Here is a 17,877-nt window from a genome sequence, read left to right on the forward strand (position 1 = left end):
AAGCACCGCCCAGCCAGCCTAAACCCCGTTACGCCGCGACACAGCGCTAGCCGCGATCCGGCGCATCACACCAGTTATTTTTTGCCTGAATGCCGCCATCCGGCGAGGTATACCCCAGGCAACCCAGCATGGAATCGAAAATCTCCTCATGCCGCAGCACCTTACCCTGCTGCTGTTGCACCCGCAGCCGCTCAAACGCTTGTTGATTACGCGGCTGCGCCAGATATTTGTCCGAAGCCCATAGCATAACCGGCGAACGGAACTGCTCCGGCGGCGCCAGTTGGCGCGGTGTACCATGCAAATGGTAGTTATCGTCAATCGATTCACCGTGATCGGAGGAATACACCAGCAACGCCTTTTTATCACGCAACTGATCAATCACCCGTTTGATGAAGGCATCGGTATACAATACGCTGTTATCGAAGGCGTTAATCAACTGCTCGCGGGAACAGGAAGCATCCACCCCCATGCACTCCGGCTGATAACGGGCATAGCTGCGCGGATAACGCAGTGAATACAGATAATGGGAACCTTTAGTGTGCAGCACCACCAGGTGCTTACCATTAGGATAACGCGCCAGCGACTGCGACATTTCATCAACCAATAGCATGTCGTCCACCGCTTTCCCTTCATTGCGCTTTTCCGAGGCAATCATTTCACGAAAGGCGTAATTGTCGGCCTGAATGTTGTTATAGAACCAGACTTCGCTCTGCATCGCGAACAGTTCGGATGAGAACCCCAGCGACTTCATGACGGCAAAGATATTCTGTTCCCGTAGCGTACGTTGCGGATTATCGGACGTCCCACCTTCGCGCACAAACATACAACGCATCGACAATTTGGTGGAGGTATCGCAGGACTGGCCGCGAAACGCCAGCAAATTCGGTTCTTTCGCCAGTTGCGGCGTAGTATCGCGCTCGTAGTCCAGCAGCCCGAGGTGATCCCAGCGGGTGGTTTCACCAATGATGAACACCACGTAAGTGTCGTCGATGCCCGTCGGCGCCTGATAAGTAAATTGCTCGCTGGGATCGAAGAGATCGCCATCATCCTGATTTTCGTCATAGCGGGCATAGGCAAACAAACCTAATGCAGACAACCAGTTGGCGGGTAAGTAAGAATGGGCGACCACCCCGCCATAACTGGGTAAATCCTGGTTGGAGAGTTTCTCTGCCGAGGTATTTATCTGATCCAGGTAGCGCAGCGGCAACCAGACCAATGCGGCTGACACCGCCAGACCCAGCAGCGCAACATAGCGACGTCGCTGAATACGTAATTGTTCAATCAGCGTTTGCTGCAGGCGGTTTTTCCAGATAATAAATATCGGTGGAATACTGAACGCCGCCACCCACAGCACAAAAGACAGCCCAACCACCTCTTTGGATAAATCAATATCCGTGGTCATTACCGCTGCAATAATGCCGTAACCAATCACAACATTAAAAAAAGTCATGTAGTAGCTGGCGGACGCTGAAATCAATACCAATAACGACGCCACTACACGAAAAAAACGACGCCCACCGAGCGACAGAAGCCGCATCAGGAAAAAGGTAAACAGAATACAAGCCATCGATTCCACCAGCAGAGGAATATATCTGGCGATCGGGCTTTCAGTAAAAAATGGGAATGCATCGATCCGCCGATAAAAAATCGGCAGATTCAAAAACAGGCCAATATAAATTGCCAGCAACCAAGACAATCCAGATTGAGATAATGCCAGCAGAAATCTCATTACAGGCTATGCTCCAGAGGTAAAACATCCTGTAAACAGACTGACGATCTTTTCGAAAGTTCATACACCATCAGCGCACTCCGTTTTTTCTTATGTCATATCTCGCTTTCCCTGAAAAAACTTTACATAAATAGTTAAACATCTTTTAAGCGATTTATACCCAAAATAATTCGAATTGCAGGACAACACGCATTGCGTGTTGAACAACGCAACGCGTTGGCCCGTCAGGGCAAGGCTCATAATGAGCCTTGTCACGCGGCAAGAGAGAGACAAATTCGTCGGGAACGAATTTGACCAGCCAAAGGCTGGCCTCTGGTGAGAGACAGGATGTCTCTCATTTCATCCCGATGAGCTTACTCAGGTAAGTGATTCGGGTGAACGAACGCAGCCAACACACCTGCAACTTGAAGTATGACGGGTATAGTTATCCCTTCAATCAATGCGTGAATAGCACGAAAAAAATAAGACAGAAGCAACTCCTGGATTCCATTTTTCCTGTTAATATCGACGAATTGGCTTTCCATGTTATTTCTATTTTTATGTTGGCTATTTCGGCTATTTCCCATTCAATTCATCACTCTGGTTATTATCTGAAGATCGCCATTCTTTTCTGCCAGCGTAATTATTCTCATCATGATTTCACGCCTTGTTCATTGAGCCATGCCAGTTGGCGGACAATTTCCGGGTGATGCAGAAAATCCCGAATGCGCTGCGCTCGCCGAGCGCCGATACCGGAAAACTGCTGCCACTCCACGATTGAGCGTTGCTGCAACTGTTCGAGCGAAGCCCCCTCCAACGCATACCGGGCGCTGGAGGGCACGGGTAATCCTAATGCCAGCAGCCAGCGCCGCAATGGCTGGCGGCGCGCCTGCTGTAACTGGCGATAAATCCGCGCCGCCTGTTGTTCGTTGAAATCACCGGCCGCCGCCAACTGAGCGGGCTCCAGCGCCAGCCAGGACACCACGTCGACCAGCGTGCCGTGCTGCACCAGGCGCCGCCAGGTCGCTTCACTGATGCCGTTAAGCGACAACCCGTTGCGACCGCTCATCCATACCAGCCGGGCCAGAAACTGCGGCTGGCACTCCCGGCTCCATTGCAAACAACTGAAAACATCAAAAGGCGATACAGCCGGAACGGTTATCGACTCCCGCACCACTGCGCGCCATACCACCGCGTCAAGCCGGGGAATCCCTAATCCCGCCAGACTGATGCTGACCCGATCCCCCGGTAAAACATCCCATTGTCGCCAGCGACCAACCGAGCCGAGATTGACCCGACTCACGCTCTTGTCATCCAGCATGACCGGTTGCAGTTGCAGTACCACAGTCATTCTGCCGGTGCGTCCTATTTCAATATCAACGCCGGTGACCTCCGTCACCCGATTCATCAACGGGTATTTCCAGGCCACTGCCCATTCCGCCGGAGTATCCTGCCAGTAACGACCGGCCGGCTCCTTCGCCTGGCGTAACACTACGCCATCGGTTACAAACGGCAGCGGCGCACGATACCAGCGTTCACGCCACTGTGCCGCCGCCTCCAGAGAGGAAATGGATTGTGTGTAATCTGCGGCCAGCCCAAACCCCATCTCCCGTAATTTCGCCAGCCGCGTCGGCATGTCTGCCGGGCCGTCCGGCCAGGCCCAGATAAATACGCCAAGGCGGGACAACAGCGGCGACGGCTGTTTTCGCCGCATTTCACCCGCCACCTGCGCCCGTGCATTGATGCCGCCGGACACGTACTGCCGGTGTTCCGTTACCGGCAAATACAACTCACCCTGAAAAATCTGGCGGCCGGACATGCCGGAGAGCACTTGCGGCACTAAGTTAATCTGGCGGACCTTATCGGTCCAGTCTTCGCCCTGACGCCCATTGCCGCGGCTGACGGCGCTCACCAGTTTCCCTTGCTCATAAACCAGCGTCACCGCTACACCATCGATCTTGGGTTGTACCCATAGGTCATCACGCCGATCAACCCACTGTTTCAATTCGGTTGGTTCAGATAGTTTTTTCAGGCCGGTATGCGCCACCGGATGAGATTGCTTACCGGTTGACGACAGACGTATTGCAAAACGTTCGGTATCCGACTGAAAACAGCGTTGCCAGGTGGCCAGCGTTTGACGCAACTGGTCATAAACCTGATCGTCTACCGGACTATGACCCTGTTCGTAATACGCATTGTCCCACTGCGTCAGTTGTTGCCCCAGTTGGGCTACCTCCCGTTCAGCGCGCGCCGACGACCATGCCGGACAAGGCATCGCGTTGGCAAAACCGCTCACTAAAAACCACACTGCCGCCAGCGCGTATTGATATCGCATCGCTTTTCCTCCCTGAGCGAAAACCCAGGCATTACCCCGCAGGCAGTCAGAAAATACGAGTCCCAAAACAAGGGAATGCGACGCAGGCCGCACGGCATCGCACCGGTTGCTGCAATCGAAATAAAATCAGGAAGACGGTTTGCAAATGAGAAAGACGCAGAGTGACAGATAACAGGCAGGGCGTCAGGCTGTGTTTCACCACGCGACGGCCCACACGGCGGCGTGTATAATGCGGAAAAATGCGCGACTGACCGCATCTCTCCTTTCATCTTTGATCAGACACAGAATTCACTATGGCTCAAGGTACGTTGTACATTGTTTCCGCACCCAGCGGTGCAGGGAAATCCAGCTTGATTCAGGCGTTGCTGAAAACACAGCCGCTGTATGACACTCAGGTTTCTATTTCACACACCACCCGCGCCATGCGCCCAGGCGAAGTTCACGGCGAGCACTACTTCTTCGTGTCGGTAGATGAATTCAGAAAAATGATCGAAGAGGACGATTTTCTGGAATACGCCGAAGTTTTCGGCAATTATTACGGTACGTCCCGCGCGGCTATCGAGCAGGTGTTGTCTACCGGCGTCGATGTGTTTCTGGATATCGACTGGCAGGGCGCTCGCCAGATTCGCGAACGCATGCCGCAAGCCCGCAGCATTTTTATCCTGCCTCCTTCGCAGGAAGAACTGGAGCGTCGTCTGCGCGGTCGCGGTCAGGATAGTGAAGAAGTCATCGCCCGCCGGATGAAACAGGCGGTGGCGGAAATGAGTCATTACGCCGAATACGATTATCTGATTGTGAACGATGATTTCGATCTGGCGTTGTCCGATCTAAAAACCATCATTCGCGCCGAGCGTCTTCGCCTGAGCCGTCAGAAAGTCCGACATGACGCTTTAATCACCAAACTATTGGCAGACTGACGGCACTTTCAGTATGATGCCCAGTCATTTTATTTCCCCACTGGAGTACACACTATGGCACGCGTAACTGTTCAGGACGCTGTAGAAAAAATTGGTAACCGTTTTGACCTGGTGTTGGTCGCCGCCCGTCGCGCCCGTCAGATCCAGGTGGGTGGCAAAGATCCGCTGGTTCCGGAAGAAAACGATAAATACACGGTTATCGCGCTGCGCGAAATTGAAGAAGGTCTGATCAACGGCCAGATTCTGGACACCCGTGAGCGTCAGGAACAGCAGGAACAGGAAGCTGCAGAAATTCAGGCAGTTACCGCTATCGCTGAAGGTCGTCGTTAATTCGAATTCGGTCGTGAGTCGCCCTTGTATCTGTTCGAAAGCCTCAATCTGCTGATTCAGCGTTATCTGCCGGAAGACCAGATAAAGCGCCTCAAGCAGGCTTATCTTGTTGCACGTGATGCTCACGAGGGCCAGACTCGCTCCAGCGGTGAGCCTTATATCACCCATCCTGTGGCGGTGGCTTGCATTCTTGCTGAAATGCGTCTCGACTACGAAACGCTGATGGCCGCCTTGCTGCACGATGTGATTGAAGATACGCCCGCCACCTATCAGGATATGGAACAGCTGTTCGGCAAAAGCGTGGCTGAACTGGTGGAAGGCGTCTCCAAGCTGGATAAGCTGAAATTCCGCGATAAGAAAGAGGCTCAGGCGGAAAACTTCCGCAAAATGATCATGGCGATGGTGCAGGATATCCGCGTCATTCTGATCAAACTCGCTGACCGCACCCACAATATGCGAACGCTGGGTTCGTTGCGCCCGGATAAACGCCGACGCATCGCCCGGGAAACGCTGGAAATCTACAGCCCGCTCGCACACCGTCTCGGTATTCATCATCTGAAAACCGAACTGGAAGAGCTGGGTTTTGAAGCGCTCTACCCCAACCGCTACCGGGTCATCAAAGAGGTGGTGAAAGCCGCCCGCGGCAACCGCAAGGAGATGATTCAAAAGATCCTCGCCGAAATTGAAGGTCGCCTGAAAGAGGCGGGCATCAGTTGTCGCGTCAGCGGTCGCGAAAAGCATCTGTACTCCATTTACTGCAAGATGCACCTGAAAGAGCAGCGCTTTCACTCGATTATGGATATTTATGCCTTTCGGGTGATCGTGCGGGAAGTGGATACCTGCTACCGCGTGCTCGGGCAGGTACACAGCTTGTACAAACCGCGCCCCGGCCGGGTGAAAGACTATATCGCCATCCCCAAGGCCAACGGCTATCAGTCGCTCCATACTTCTCTTATCGGTCCGCACGGTGTGCCGGTGGAAGTTCAGATCCGTACCGAGGATATGGACCAGATGGCGGAAATGGGGGTCGCGGCGCATTGGGCCTATAAAGAGGGCGAGAGCAGTAGTACGACGGCGCAGGTACGTGCCCAACGCTGGATGCAAAGCCTGCTGGAGCTACAGCAGAGCGCCGGTAGTTCGTTCGAATTCATCGAAAGCGTTAAATCCGACTTGTTTCCGGACGAAATTTACGTGTTCACGCCGGAAGGCCGCATCGTCGAGCTGCCCGCCGGCGCGACTCCGGTGGACTTTGCTTATGCGGTACATACCGATATCGGCCACGCCTGTGTCGGCGCACGCGTCGATCGCCAGCCGTATCCGCTGTCGCAAGCCTTGTCCAGCGGGCAAACGATCGAAATTATCACCGCACCGGGCGCCCGCCCGAACGCCGCCTGGCTCAACTTCGTCGTCAGCTCCAAAGCACGTGCAAAAATTCGCCAAATGCTGAAAAACCTCAAGCGTGACGATTCCGTCAGCCTGGGGCGCCGCCTGATCAACCACGCATTAGGTAGCGGCCGTAAATTGTCTGATATTCCGGAGCAAAATATTCAGCGGGAGCTGGAGCGTATGAAGCTCGCCTCGCTGGACGACCTGTTGGCGGAGATCGGTCTGGGTAACGCCATGAGCGTGGTGGTCGCGCGCAATTTGCTGGAAGAACATACGGAATCCGGTACGGCAGGTATCCGCAAGTTGCCTATCAAGGGTGCCGACGGCGTATTGATCACGTTCGCCAAATGTTGTCGCCCCATCCCCGGCGACCCAATCATCGCGCATGTCAGCCCCGGTAAAGGGCTGGTGATTCATCATGAGTCCTGCCGCAACATCCGTGGCTACCAGAAAGAGCCGGAAAAATTCATGGCGGTAGAGTGGGATGAAGTGACCGAGCAAGAGTTCATGACGGAAATCAAGGTCGACATGTTCAACCATCAGGGAGCACTGGCTAACCTGACGGCGGCGATCAGCGCATCGAACTCGAATATCCAGAGTATCAACACCGAAGAACGGGATGGCCGGGTGTACAGCGCCTTTATTCGCCTCACCACGCGCGACCGTATCCATCTTGCGAATATTATGCGCAAGATCCGCGTGATGCCGGACGTGATTAAAGTCAACCGTAACCGAAATTAGCCTGTTATGACCCCAGAACGTTATACACGTATCCGCGAGATGCTCAACAACCGTCAGCCTGATCTGACCGTGTGCATGGAGCAGGTGCATAAACCTCACAACGTATCCGCCGTTATCCGTACGGCCGATGCGGTTGGCGTACATCAGGTACATGCAGTATGGCCGACAAGCCGTATGAAAACCCTGGTGTCTACCGCCGCCGGCAGCAATAGCTGGGTACAAGTAAAAACCCACCGCACCATTCAGGACGCCGTCGGCCATCTTAAAATGCAGGGAATGCAAATTCTGGCGACCAACCTGTCTGCCGACGCGGTCGACTTCCGTGATGTGGATTACACTCGACCTACCTGCATCCTGCTCGGGCAGGAAAAAACCGGTATCTCCGCCGATGCGCTGGCGCTTGCCGATCAGGACATCATCATTCCGATGATCGGTATGGTGCAATCGTTAAACGTTTCTGTGGCCTCCGCATTGATTCTGTACGAAGCGCAGCGTCAACGTCAGTTGGCCGGCATGTACCGCCGCGAAGATAGCCCTCTGGATGAAGAAGAGCAGCAGCGCCTGATGTTCGAAGGGGGTTACCCGGTGCTGGCGCGCGTCGCCAAACGCAAAGGACTACCACGCCCACACATTGACCAGACTGGTCAGGTGATTGCCGACGCACCCTGGTGGGCGGCGATGCAATCCACGGAGCAATAATGAATAGCCGCCTGCTGCATACCCAGCCGTTGAGCACCCTTGCCGGCGTCGGGGCCAGCCAGGCGGAAAAACTGGCCCGTCTCGGTCTGGAGACAGTGCAGGATCTATTATTGCACTTGCCATTACGCTATGAAGACCGTACCCACCTTTACCTGATTAACGACCTGCTGCCAGGCATGTACGCCACCGTTGAAGGCGAAGTACTACGCAGCGACATCACCTTTGGCAAACGCCGGATGCTGACCTGCCAAATCAGCGACGGCAGCGGCATGCTCACGCTACGCTTCTTTAATTTTAACGCCGCCATGAAAAATAGCCTGTCGCCGGGTCAGCGGGTGCTGGCATACGGAGAAATACGGCGCGGTAAGCTGGGCGGCGAAATGATCCATCCGGAATACCGGGTGCAGGGCGAAAGCGCGAATGTCGAGCTACAGGAAACCCTGACGCCGGTTTATCCCACTACCGAGGGGGTACGGCAGGCGACGCTGCGTAAACTGACCGATCAGGCGCTGGAACTGCTGGATACCCAGCCGATTGACGAACTGCTGCCCCAGGAAATGCGCCACGGGCTGATTAGCCTGCCGGACGCGTTGCGCACTCTGCACCGCCCGCCGCCGGATGTGAAACTGGCTGAACTGGAGCAAGGGAAACATCCGGCGCAACAACGTCTGGTGATGGAAGAACTGCTGGCGCACCATCTGAGTATGCTGGCGGTGCGTGCTGGCGCACAACGCCACCGGGCACTGGCGCTGGGTACCAAAGACGACCTGAAGCAACAACTGCTGGCTGCGCTGCCGTTCAGCCCTACCGGCGCGCAACAACGGGTGGTGGCGGAAATCGAACAGGATATGAACAAGCCATTTCCGATGATGCGCCTGGTTCAAGGCGATGTCGGTTCCGGTAAAACACTGGTAGCCGCTCTGGCGGCATTGCGGGCCATCGCTCACGGCAAACAGGTGGCGCTGATGGCGCCTACCGAACTGCTGGCTGAACAACATGCGGCCAACTTCCGCCGCTGGTTCGAGCCGCTGGGTATCGAAGTGGGCTGGCTGGCCGGCAAACAAAAGGGCAAGGCGCGGCAAGCCCAGCAAGAGGCCATCGCCAGCGGACAGGTCGCCATGGTGGTCGGCACCCATGCTATTTTTCAGCAACAGGTACAGTTTAACGGCCTGGCGTTGGTGATAATCGATGAGCAACACCGGTTTGGCGTGCATCAGCGGCTGGCGTTGTGGGAAAAAGGCGAAGAACAGGGCTTTCACCCTCATCAATTAATCATGACCGCCACCCCGATCCCCCGTACGCTGGCGATGACCGCTTATGCCGATCTCGACACTTCGGTTATCGATGAACTGCCGCCGGGCCGTACGCCGGTTACGACGGTCGCGATTGCGGATACCCGGCGCGATGACATCATCCAGCGGGTGCACAATGCCTGTCTGCAGGAAGGTCGGCAGGCGTACTGGGTCTGCACCCTGATAGAAGAATCCGAACTGCTGGAAGCGCAGGCGGCCGAAGCCACTTACCAGGAACTGAAAGCGGCGTTACCCGAGCTTGCTGTCGGCCTGGTGCATGGACGAATGAAAGCACAGGAAAAGCAGGCGGTTATGGAGGCATTCAAAACCAATCAGCTGCATCTGCTGGTCGCCACCACGGTGATTGAAGTCGGCGTGGATGTGCCGAATGCCAGCCTGATGATCATCGAAAACCCGGAACGGCTGGGGCTGGCACAGTTGCATCAATTGCGCGGCCGCGTTGGTCGCGGTGCTGTCGCTTCTCACTGCGTGTTGCTGTACAAATCGCCCTTGAGTAAAACAGCGCAAATGCGGCTTCAAGTCCTGCGTGATAGCAACGACGGTTTCGTTATCGCCCAGCGCGACCTGGAAATTCGGGGGCCTGGTGAATTGCTCGGCACCCGTCAAACCGGTAACGCCGCCTTCAAAGTGGCCGATTTACTGCGCGATCAAGCATTAATTCCACAGGTTCAACGGGTATCGCGCCATATCCATGAGCACTACCCGGAACATGCCAGAGCGTTGATCGAACGCTGGTTGCCGGAACGTACCCGCTATACCAACGCCTGAGAATGACTCGCGCGCCTTGTTTTCTTTCGTCTTCGTTCGATTCAGCCTGCCTGTAAAGTCAGCATAGCATTACACTCATGCCTATTCCGGGCGATAAGTAAATCCCATCCCGCAATCGATTGCTTTTACAGTGCAGATGATTAAAATGCGTTTTTTGCCGTTCAGGAGCGCCCACAATCATGAGTCTTTCCACCACCGAGTTACCTCAGGCCGATGCCGCCAAACCGGCTCATAGCGAACTGATTTACCGCCTGGAGGACCGGCCTCCTTTACCGCAAACCCTGTTTGCCGCCTGCCAACACCTGTTGGCGATGTTTGTTGCGGTCATCACTCCGGCACTGCTGATTTGTCAGGCGCTGGGTCTGCCTGCGCAGGATACGCAACACATCATCAGTATGTCACTGTTCGCTTCCGGTCTGGCTTCTATTCTGCAAATCAAAACCTGGGGACCGGTCGGCTCCGGCCTGCTGTCCATTCAGGGTACCAGCTTCAACTTTGTTACCCCGTTGATCATGGGTGGCATGGCGCTGAAAAACGGCGGTGCGGATGTGCCGACGATGATGGCGGCGTTGTTCGGCACGCTGATGCTCGCCTCCTGCACCGAAATTCTGCTGTCGCGTGTTTTGCACCTGGCGCGCCGCATTATTACGCCGCTGGTTTCCGGTATCGTCGTCATGATCATCGGCTTGTCGCTGATTCAGGTTGGCCTGACATCAATCGGCGGCGGTTTTGCCGCCATGAGTAACCATACTTTTGGCGCGCCGAAGAACCTGCTGCTGGCGGCCGTCGTACTGGTCGTCATCATCATCCTGAATCGCCAGCGCAACCCTTACCTGCGCGTCGCATCGCTGGTTATCGCCATGGCTATCGGTTATCTGGCCGCCTGGATGATGGGTATGCTGCCGGAAAGCACCGGCACACCCAATCAGTCGCTGATTAACGTGCCTACCCCGTTGTACTACGGCCTTGGCTTTGACTGGAATCTGTTGATTCCGCTGATGCTGGTATTCATGGTGACCTCACTGGAAACCATCGGTGATATCACCGCTACCTCCGATGTCTCCGAGCAACCGGTCAGCGGCCCGCTCTATATGAAACGCCTGAAGGGCGGGGTACTGGCGAATGGCCTGAACTCCTGCCTGTCCGCCGTGTTCAATACCTTCCCTAACTCCTGTTTTGGGCAAAATAATGGCGTGATTCAACTGACCGGCGTTGCCAGCCGCTATGTGGGTTTCGTGGTGGCATTGATGCTGATCGTACTGGGCCTGTTCCCGGCGGTGAGCGGTTTTGTGCAACATATTCCAGAGCCCGTGTTGGGTGGAGCAACTATCGTGATGTTCGGCACCATTGCAGCTTCTGGGGTCCGTATCGTCTCCCGCGAGCCGCTTAATCGCCGGGCCATTATGATTATCGCGCTGTCGCTGGCCGTTGGTCTGGGCGTCTCCCAACAACCGCTGATTTTGCAGTTCGCACCGGAATGGCTGAAAACGCTGTTGTCGTCGGGCATTGCTGCGGGCGGCATCACAGCAATCGTATTGAATCTGGTCTTTCCTCACGAAAAAGAGTAAGCCGGGCTTCCAGAAATTTTTTGTCTTACGTGATAATAAGGGCCGATGGTGTAACATCGGCCCTTATTTATCGTCTGTAATAAGTTACCTATTGAGACAACAGGATAATTACGGCATAACACCATCATCCCTTGTGACTGGCGCGGACCTAAGCAATGAAACTTATCGGGAAACTTCTTCTCACACTGCTGTTACTGGCGCTGCTGGCTGTAGTGGTGCTGTATGTACTAGCCCAGACGGAATGGGGCGCCAGGCATATCAGTCAATGGGTTAACCAACGTACCGAGTACCAGGCGTCATTCAGAAAAATGGCGCATGACTGGTCGTCCCCTGGTAGCATTCAATTACTGGATGTCAGTTTAGGTCATAAAAATCAACCAATTACACTGGTTGCGCAGCGTATCGCTGTGGGATTTAGCGTACGTCAGATTACGGATCCGCGTCATTTTTCCAGCCTGACGTTGGAAGGCGGCACCCTCAATCTGGGTCAGACGGATTTTACCTTGCCGATTGAAGCGGATGTTCTGCAACTGAAAACCATGGCGCTGCAGGCACAAGACGGCGATTGGCGATTGAAGGGCGAACAGGTAACCGGCGGTATTACGCCGTGGCAGCCAGAGCCAGGCGCTCTGCTGGGTAAGAAAGCCGCTTTCCAGCTCAGCGCAAACGCGTTGTTGCTCAATGACCTGCCGGCAAGCAAAGTCCTGGTGCAAGGGCAGTTTAATAACCGGCAATTGACGCTGGAGAACTTCGGTGCCGATGTGGCGCGAGGCGAACTGACGGGCAATGCCTCCCGGGCAGCGGATGGCAGTTGGTTGGTTAATAATCTGCGGCTGAGCAATGTTCGGTTGCAGACTCGAGCATCAATGGCAGACTTCTGGCAACCGGTGACTCGCCTGCCTGCAGTAACCGTCAATCGCTTTGACCTGATCGATGCCCGTATCGAAGGGCAAAATTGGGCCTTCACTGATTTGGATGTCACCCTGCAAAACGTGACGTTTCGGCAAAATGACTGGCAAAGCGACGACGGTTCGCTGTCATTCAATGCCACCGATATCGTCAACGGCAACATGCATCTGGTCGACCCGATCGTCAGTCTGGATTTGTCGAAACAGGGCGTGAATATCAAACAGTTTTCTACCCGCTGGGAAGGCGGTCTGTTGCGTACCAGCGGTAGCTGGCTGCGCAGCAACCAGCGACTAACGCTGGACGAATTGGTCGTAGCAGGCATGGAATACACACTGCCGGCAGACTGGCGTCAACGTTGGCAACAAACGCTGCCCGACTGGCTGGCAGAGGTGGAGCTGCGGAAATTCAGCGCAAACCACAACCTGCTTATCGATATCAACCCGGATTTTCCCTTCCAGCTTACCGCGCTGGACGGTTTCGGTAACAATCTATTGCTGGCGCGCAACCACCAGTGGGGCGTATGGCAAGGCGCACTTAACCTGAACGCCAGCGACGCCACCTTCAATAAAGTCGATATTCGTCGCCCATCATTGGCGTTAAACGCCAATGACAACCAAATCTCGCTGACGGATTTGAGCGCGTTTACTCAAAGTGGCCTGCTGGAAGCCAGAGCAGTCATTGCACAGCAGCCTGCCCGAACTTTCACGCTGGACCTGACCGGCAAAGCCGTAGCGTTCGATGTTCTGACCCGTTGGGGTTGGCCGGTTCCCGCCACTGCGCCCACCGGCAACACCAACCTGCAGTTACACCTGAACGGCCGGCTGGAAACGGCAAGCCCGCTGAAACCGACACTCAACGGTACATTGCAAGGCATCGATAGCGCCGGGCACACCATCAGCCAGGCCATGCATCAGGGAACGGTGGCGGAGAGTACGCCCGCGGCAGCCCCCACGCCCACAGTACCTGCGACACCGCCGTCTGCGCCGGTTGAACAACCTTAAGCACAAAATAAACAGCCACCGTCATGGTGGCTGTTTCATATTCATACCCGGTTTTCAGAGTTAGCGAATCGCGGAGCCACCTTGCTCCAGCAATTCATTCTGATCTGGCGGCAGCACAATGTAGATGCCTTCAAATACCGCACCTTTTTTATCATTGCCAAACAGCTCCACCTGTAACTGTACCCGCGCTTTGCGTCCACGCGCCAGCCGGTCCAGATCGCCGCTCAGCGATCCTAAATCCGCCACTGCACTGGGGCGCCCGGTTACCGGCGTGCTGTAGCGAATATGCGCATCCGCCAGAATAATGGTGCCGCCCAGTTGCCGTTCACGCAGCAGCAACCAGATAAGCCCCCACCCGGTAAGCGTCGCCAGCGAAAACATACTGCCGGCAAACAGCGTATGATGCGGATTCTGGTTCCCCGTTTCCGGCATGGTGGTAATAAACTTCTGCCCGGTGTACTGACTGATGCGTACCCCCATCTTTTCACTCAACGGGATATGGTTGTACCACGCTTGCTGTAACTGACCACACCAGTCCGGACGATGCAGAATATCATCCAGCGTGGCCACCGGCTTAATCATCAAAAAGTGGCGCACCGGCGTCGTCATCGGCGTGGTAATTTCCCCCTGATTCACAAAACCAAGACGGGAGAAAAACGCCATCGCATCCTCACGGGCGCTACATACCACCCGCTTTACGCCTTCCTGACGCGCCACCGATTCCAGCGCCATTGCCATCAGCGTACCAAGCCCTTTGCGCTGAACATCAGGATGAACGGCCAGAAAACGTATCGATGCTTCATTGTCGGCATTGATTGAGAGACGGCCAACCGCCACCAAATTACCTTGCCCATCAACGATGGTTTGATGGTGAGCCAGCGCATCATAGGCATCACGCTCGGAGCCTAGCGGCTGATGCAGCGGTTTACGCAACATTTCCCAGCGGAACTGGTAATAAGCATCCAGCTCTTCAGCGCTTTCCGGTACTCTCAGGTAGTACATAACCGCCCCTCTCAACGCATACTTATTATTACAGCTTAACGTCAGCTTACATCCGCAACCAGACTATACCTACCGTTAGGGCTATACCTACCGCCAGGACTATACCTGCAGCCAAAAAGTGACAGGCCCGTCGTTCACCAGAGAGACCTGCATATTCGCCGCAAAACGACCGGTTTCCGTCGTCAGGCCATGCTCGCGACACTGACCAACAAAATACTGATACAACCGATCGGCTTCTGCCGGGGCGGCACCACGGGAAAAACTGGGACGCATACCCTTTTGCGTATCCGCCGCCAGCGTAAACTGCGACACCACCAGCAAACTACCGCCGACTTGCTGTACGTTCAGGTTCATCTTGTCGTTATCATCGCCAAAAATCCGATAGCCGATCACCTTTTCACATAATCGGGTCGCTTTTTGTTCGTCATCGCCTTGCTCTACGCCCAGCAACACCAACAATCCACGGTTAATCTCTCCAACACTCTTCCCTTCCACCGCCACACTAGCGGAAGATACTCGCTGAATTAATGCGATCATAACGACCTTACGACTCCTACTTGAAAACCTGGCTGGCAAAAAAATCCGGCACGACCTGCCGATCGCTCACTAAAATAGAGCGGATGCCTAACGCGTTAGCCGCATCCACATTCGCGGCGTTGTCATCAAAAAAGACCGCGTCACTGGCATCAAAACCCTCTTCGCGCAAAACATGATGGTAAATCGCCGCTTCCGGTTTACGCAGGCCGATATCCTGCGACAGATAAAGCCGGTCTGCAGCTTGCTGTACTTCGGGGTATTCATCCGGCCAGAACTGACAATGCAGGCGATTGGTATTGGAGAGTATTACCACGCGATGCCCTTCCTGCCTCAAACGATGCATGATCTCGATCACATCTTTGCGTACACCAATGAAAATGGCCTGCCAACCGGTCGAAAACTGCTCAAAGCTGAGCGAAATTCCCAGTTCATGGCACAACCGCGATGCAAACTCTTCATCGCTGATTTCACCGCGCTCATGCAGCGCAACGGTATGCCCCAACTCAAAGCGCTTACGCAGGGCCGCCAGCGGTGCGCCGCTCAGATTGCTCCACACCCCCAGTACACGATTGAAATCGATATCGATTACGACGTTACCTAAATCAAAGATATACAGCATGTGTCCTCCAGAATGACCAGTAGGTTTTCACTGTAGCGAGAAAAATCCGTGCTGAACAGGGAGGATAAGCAGGATCATAATAAGGTCAAAAATAGTGCAAATTTGGGTGAAGGCAGGAAACGGAAGTCCGAAAAAAACAAAGGCCCCAAATTGGGGCCTTATTGCAAGGCGGCTTCGGTACTCTGCCTCACCCGCCTGAAATATCAATAAAAATAACGAATTACTCGTCCTTGGCGGAACGGTTCGCACGACGACGATCGTTTTCCGTCAGATGACGTTTACGCAGACGGATAGAGGTCGGCGTTACTTCAACCAGTTCGTCATCATCGATGAACTCCAGCGCCTGCTCCAGCGACATTTTCACCGGCGGCACCAGCACGGTAGCTTCGTCGGTACCGGAAGCACGCATGTTGGTCAGTTTCTTACCGGTCAGGCAGTTAACCGTCAGGTCGTTGGAACGGGTATGAATACCGATGACCTGGCCTTCGTACACTTCAGCGCCGTGGCCCAGGAACAGCTTACCGCGATCCTGCAGACTGAACAGCGCATAGGCAACCGCTTTACCCTGCCCGTTGGAGATCAGCACGCCGTTCTGGCGCTGGCCGATTTCACCCGGACGGATGTCATCGTAGTGACTGAAAGTGGAGTACAGCAGACCAGTACCAGAGGTCATGGTCATGAATTCGGTACGGAAGCCGATCAGACCACGGCTCGGGATCACGTAATCCAGACGTACGCGACCTTTGCCGTCCGGGATCATGTCGCGCATTTCGCCTTTGCGCAGACCCAGCGCTTCCATCACCGAGCCCTGATGCTGCTCTTCGATATCCACGGTTACCTGTTCGAACGGTTCCTGACGGCGGCCGTCGATGGTACGGAAGATAACTTTCGGGCGGGACACCGCCAGTTCGAAACCTTCACGACGCATGTTCTCGATCAGAACGGACAGGTGCAGCTCACCACGACCAGATACGCGGAACGCGTCCGGATCTTCCGTTTCTTCTACACGCAGCGCCACGTTATGCACCAGCTCTTTACGCAGACGATCCAGAATCTGACGTGACGTCACGTATTTGCCTTCCTTGCCGCAGAACGGCGAGGTGTTAACGCAGAAATACATGGTCACGGTAGGTTCGTCTACCGACAAGGCCGGCAGCGCTTCCACGCAGGACGTATCGCAGATAGTGTCGGAAATGTTCAGTTCACCCAGACCGGTGATGGCAATAATATCGCCTGCTTCCGCCAGTGAACTTTCAATACGCTGCAAACCCAGGTGGCCCAGCACCTGGCTCACTTTACCGTTGCGTACTTTGCCTGCGCTGTCGATGATGCTGACCTGCTGGTTCGGTTTCACCACGCCGCGTTTAATACGGCCGATACCGATAACGCCAACATAGTTGTTGTAGTCCAGCTGGGAGATCTGCATCTGGAACGGACCGTCGAGGTCGACATTCGGCGCTTCAACGTGTTTCACGATGGCTTCAAACAGCGGGGTCATGTCTTCGGCCATATCGTTATGGTCCAGACCGGCAATACCGTTCAACGCGGACGCATAAACAATCGGGAAGTCCAACTGCTCGTCGGTAGCGCCCAGGTTTACAAACAGGTCAAACACCTGATCGACCACCCAGTCAGGACGTGCGCCGGGGCGGTCCACTTTATTAATGACAACAATCGGCTTCAGGCCATAGGCAAAAGCTTTCTGGGTCACGAAACGCGTCTGCGGCATCGGGCCGTCCATCGCGTCTACCAGCAGCAGTACAGAGTCCACCATGGACATCACGCGCTCTACCTCGCCGCCGAAGTCGGCGTGCCCTGGGGTATCCACGATATTGATGCGGTAGTCATTCCAGTTGATGGCGGTGTTTTTGGCGAGGATGGTAATTCCGCGCTCTTTTTCCAAATCATTGGAGTCCATAACACGTTCGGTGGCGTCGTTACGCTCACCCAACGTACCGGACTGTTGCAGCAACTTATCAACCAGGGTTGTTTTTCCATGGTCAACGTGCGCAATAATAGCGATGTTACGCAAATTTTCGATCAC

General features: G+C 54.8%; 13 protein-coding genes. 7 read left to right on the forward strand and 6 right to left on the reverse strand.

Annotated features, from left to right (window positions below):
• Nucleotides 1-46 precede the first annotated feature (46 nt).
• Together eptB and ligB are read right to left on the reverse strand one after the other, a co-directional pair.
• A complete protein-coding gene (gene eptB / locus DCH402_RS20250) occupies nt 47-1,729 on the reverse strand; it encodes a kdo(2)-lipid A phosphoethanolamine 7''-transferase (RefSeq protein WP_040003143.1) in 1,683 nt (560 codons plus the stop codon).
• 631 nt (nt 1,730-2,360) lie between these two features.
• Nucleotides 2,361-4,043, reverse strand: coding sequence for an NAD-dependent DNA ligase LigB (gene ligB / locus DCH402_RS20255; protein WP_040003145.1), 1,683 nt, complete (start codon nt 4,041-4,043; stop codon nt 2,361-2,363).
• Between the two features lie 293 nt (nt 4,044-4,336).
• On the opposite strand from ligB, the gene gmk reads away from it, so the two are divergent.
• From gmk to DCH402_RS20290, 7 genes are all read left to right on the forward strand, one after another.
• Nucleotides 4,337-4,960, forward strand: coding sequence for a guanylate kinase (gene gmk / locus DCH402_RS20260; protein WP_040003146.1), 624 nt, complete (start codon nt 4,337-4,339; stop codon nt 4,958-4,960).
• Between the two features lie 54 nt (nt 4,961-5,014).
• Nucleotides 5,015-5,290 carry a DNA-directed RNA polymerase subunit omega gene (gene rpoZ, locus DCH402_RS20265; RefSeq protein ID WP_012886708.1) on the forward strand — a complete coding sequence of 92 codons (276 nt, stop codon included), beginning with the start codon at nt 5,015-5,017 and terminating at the stop codon, nt 5,288-5,290.
• Nucleotides 5,291-5,314: 24 nt separating this feature from the next.
• A complete protein-coding gene (gene spoT / locus DCH402_RS20270) occupies nt 5,315-7,417 on the forward strand; it encodes a bifunctional GTP diphosphokinase/guanosine-3',5'-bis pyrophosphate 3'-pyrophosphohydrolase (RefSeq protein WP_040003148.1) in 2,103 nt (700 codons plus the stop codon).
• Nucleotides 7,418-7,423: 6 nt separating this feature from the next.
• The gene (trmH, locus tag DCH402_RS20275) at nt 7,424-8,116 is read left to right on the forward strand and encodes a tRNA (guanosine(18)-2'-O)-methyltransferase TrmH (protein WP_040003149.1); all 693 of its coding nucleotides are present in this window, start codon (nt 7,424-7,426) and stop codon (nt 8,114-8,116) included.
• The gene (recG, locus tag DCH402_RS20280) at nt 8,116-10,197 is read left to right on the forward strand and encodes an ATP-dependent DNA helicase RecG (RefSeq protein ID WP_040003150.1); all 2,082 of its coding nucleotides are present in this window, start codon (nt 8,116-8,118) and stop codon (nt 10,195-10,197) included. The genes trmH and recG overlap by 1 nt, the downstream gene beginning before the upstream one ends.
• Nucleotides 10,198-10,376: 179 nt before the next feature.
• A complete protein-coding gene (locus DCH402_RS20285; RefSeq protein ID WP_040003151.1) occupies nt 10,377-11,765 on the forward strand; it encodes a nucleobase:cation symporter-2 family protein in 1,389 nt (462 codons plus the stop codon).
• 155 nt (nt 11,766-11,920) lie between these two features.
• Nucleotides 11,921-13,675: an AsmA family protein gene (locus tag DCH402_RS20290; RefSeq protein WP_040003152.1), complete on the forward strand. Its 1,755-nt coding sequence runs from the start codon at nt 11,921-11,923 to the stop codon at nt 13,673-13,675.
• Nucleotides 13,676-13,735: 60 nt separating this feature from the next.
• Here the strand turns inward: DCH402_RS20290 and fabY are convergent, their stop codons facing one another.
• From fabY to typA, 4 genes are all read right to left on the reverse strand, one after another.
• On the reverse strand, nt 13,736-14,677 hold the full coding sequence (gene fabY / locus DCH402_RS20295; RefSeq protein WP_040003154.1) for a fatty acid biosynthesis protein FabY: 942 nt from the start codon (nt 14,675-14,677) through the stop codon (nt 13,736-13,738).
• Nucleotides 14,678-14,776: 99 nt separating this feature from the next.
• Entirely contained in the window at nt 14,777-15,214 is a 438-nt protein-coding gene (dtd, locus tag DCH402_RS20300) for a D-aminoacyl-tRNA deacylase (protein ID WP_015848442.1), read from the reverse strand.
• A gap of 16 nt (nt 15,215-15,230) precedes the next feature.
• Nucleotides 15,231-15,833 carry a glucose-1-phosphatase gene (gene yihX / locus DCH402_RS20305; protein WP_040003155.1) on the reverse strand — a complete coding sequence of 201 codons (603 nt, stop codon included), beginning with the start codon at nt 15,831-15,833 and terminating at the stop codon, nt 15,231-15,233.
• A gap of 220 nt (nt 15,834-16,053) precedes the next feature.
• Nucleotides 16,054-17,877, reverse strand: a complete 1,824-nt coding sequence (gene typA / locus DCH402_RS20310) for a ribosome-dependent GTPase TypA (RefSeq protein WP_040003157.1) — start codon at nt 17,875-17,877, stop codon at nt 16,054-16,056.

The organism is Dickeya chrysanthemi NCPPB 402 (genome assembly GCF_000406105.1).
GTDB lineage: Bacteria > Pseudomonadota > Gammaproteobacteria > Enterobacterales > Enterobacteriaceae > Dickeya > Dickeya chrysanthemi.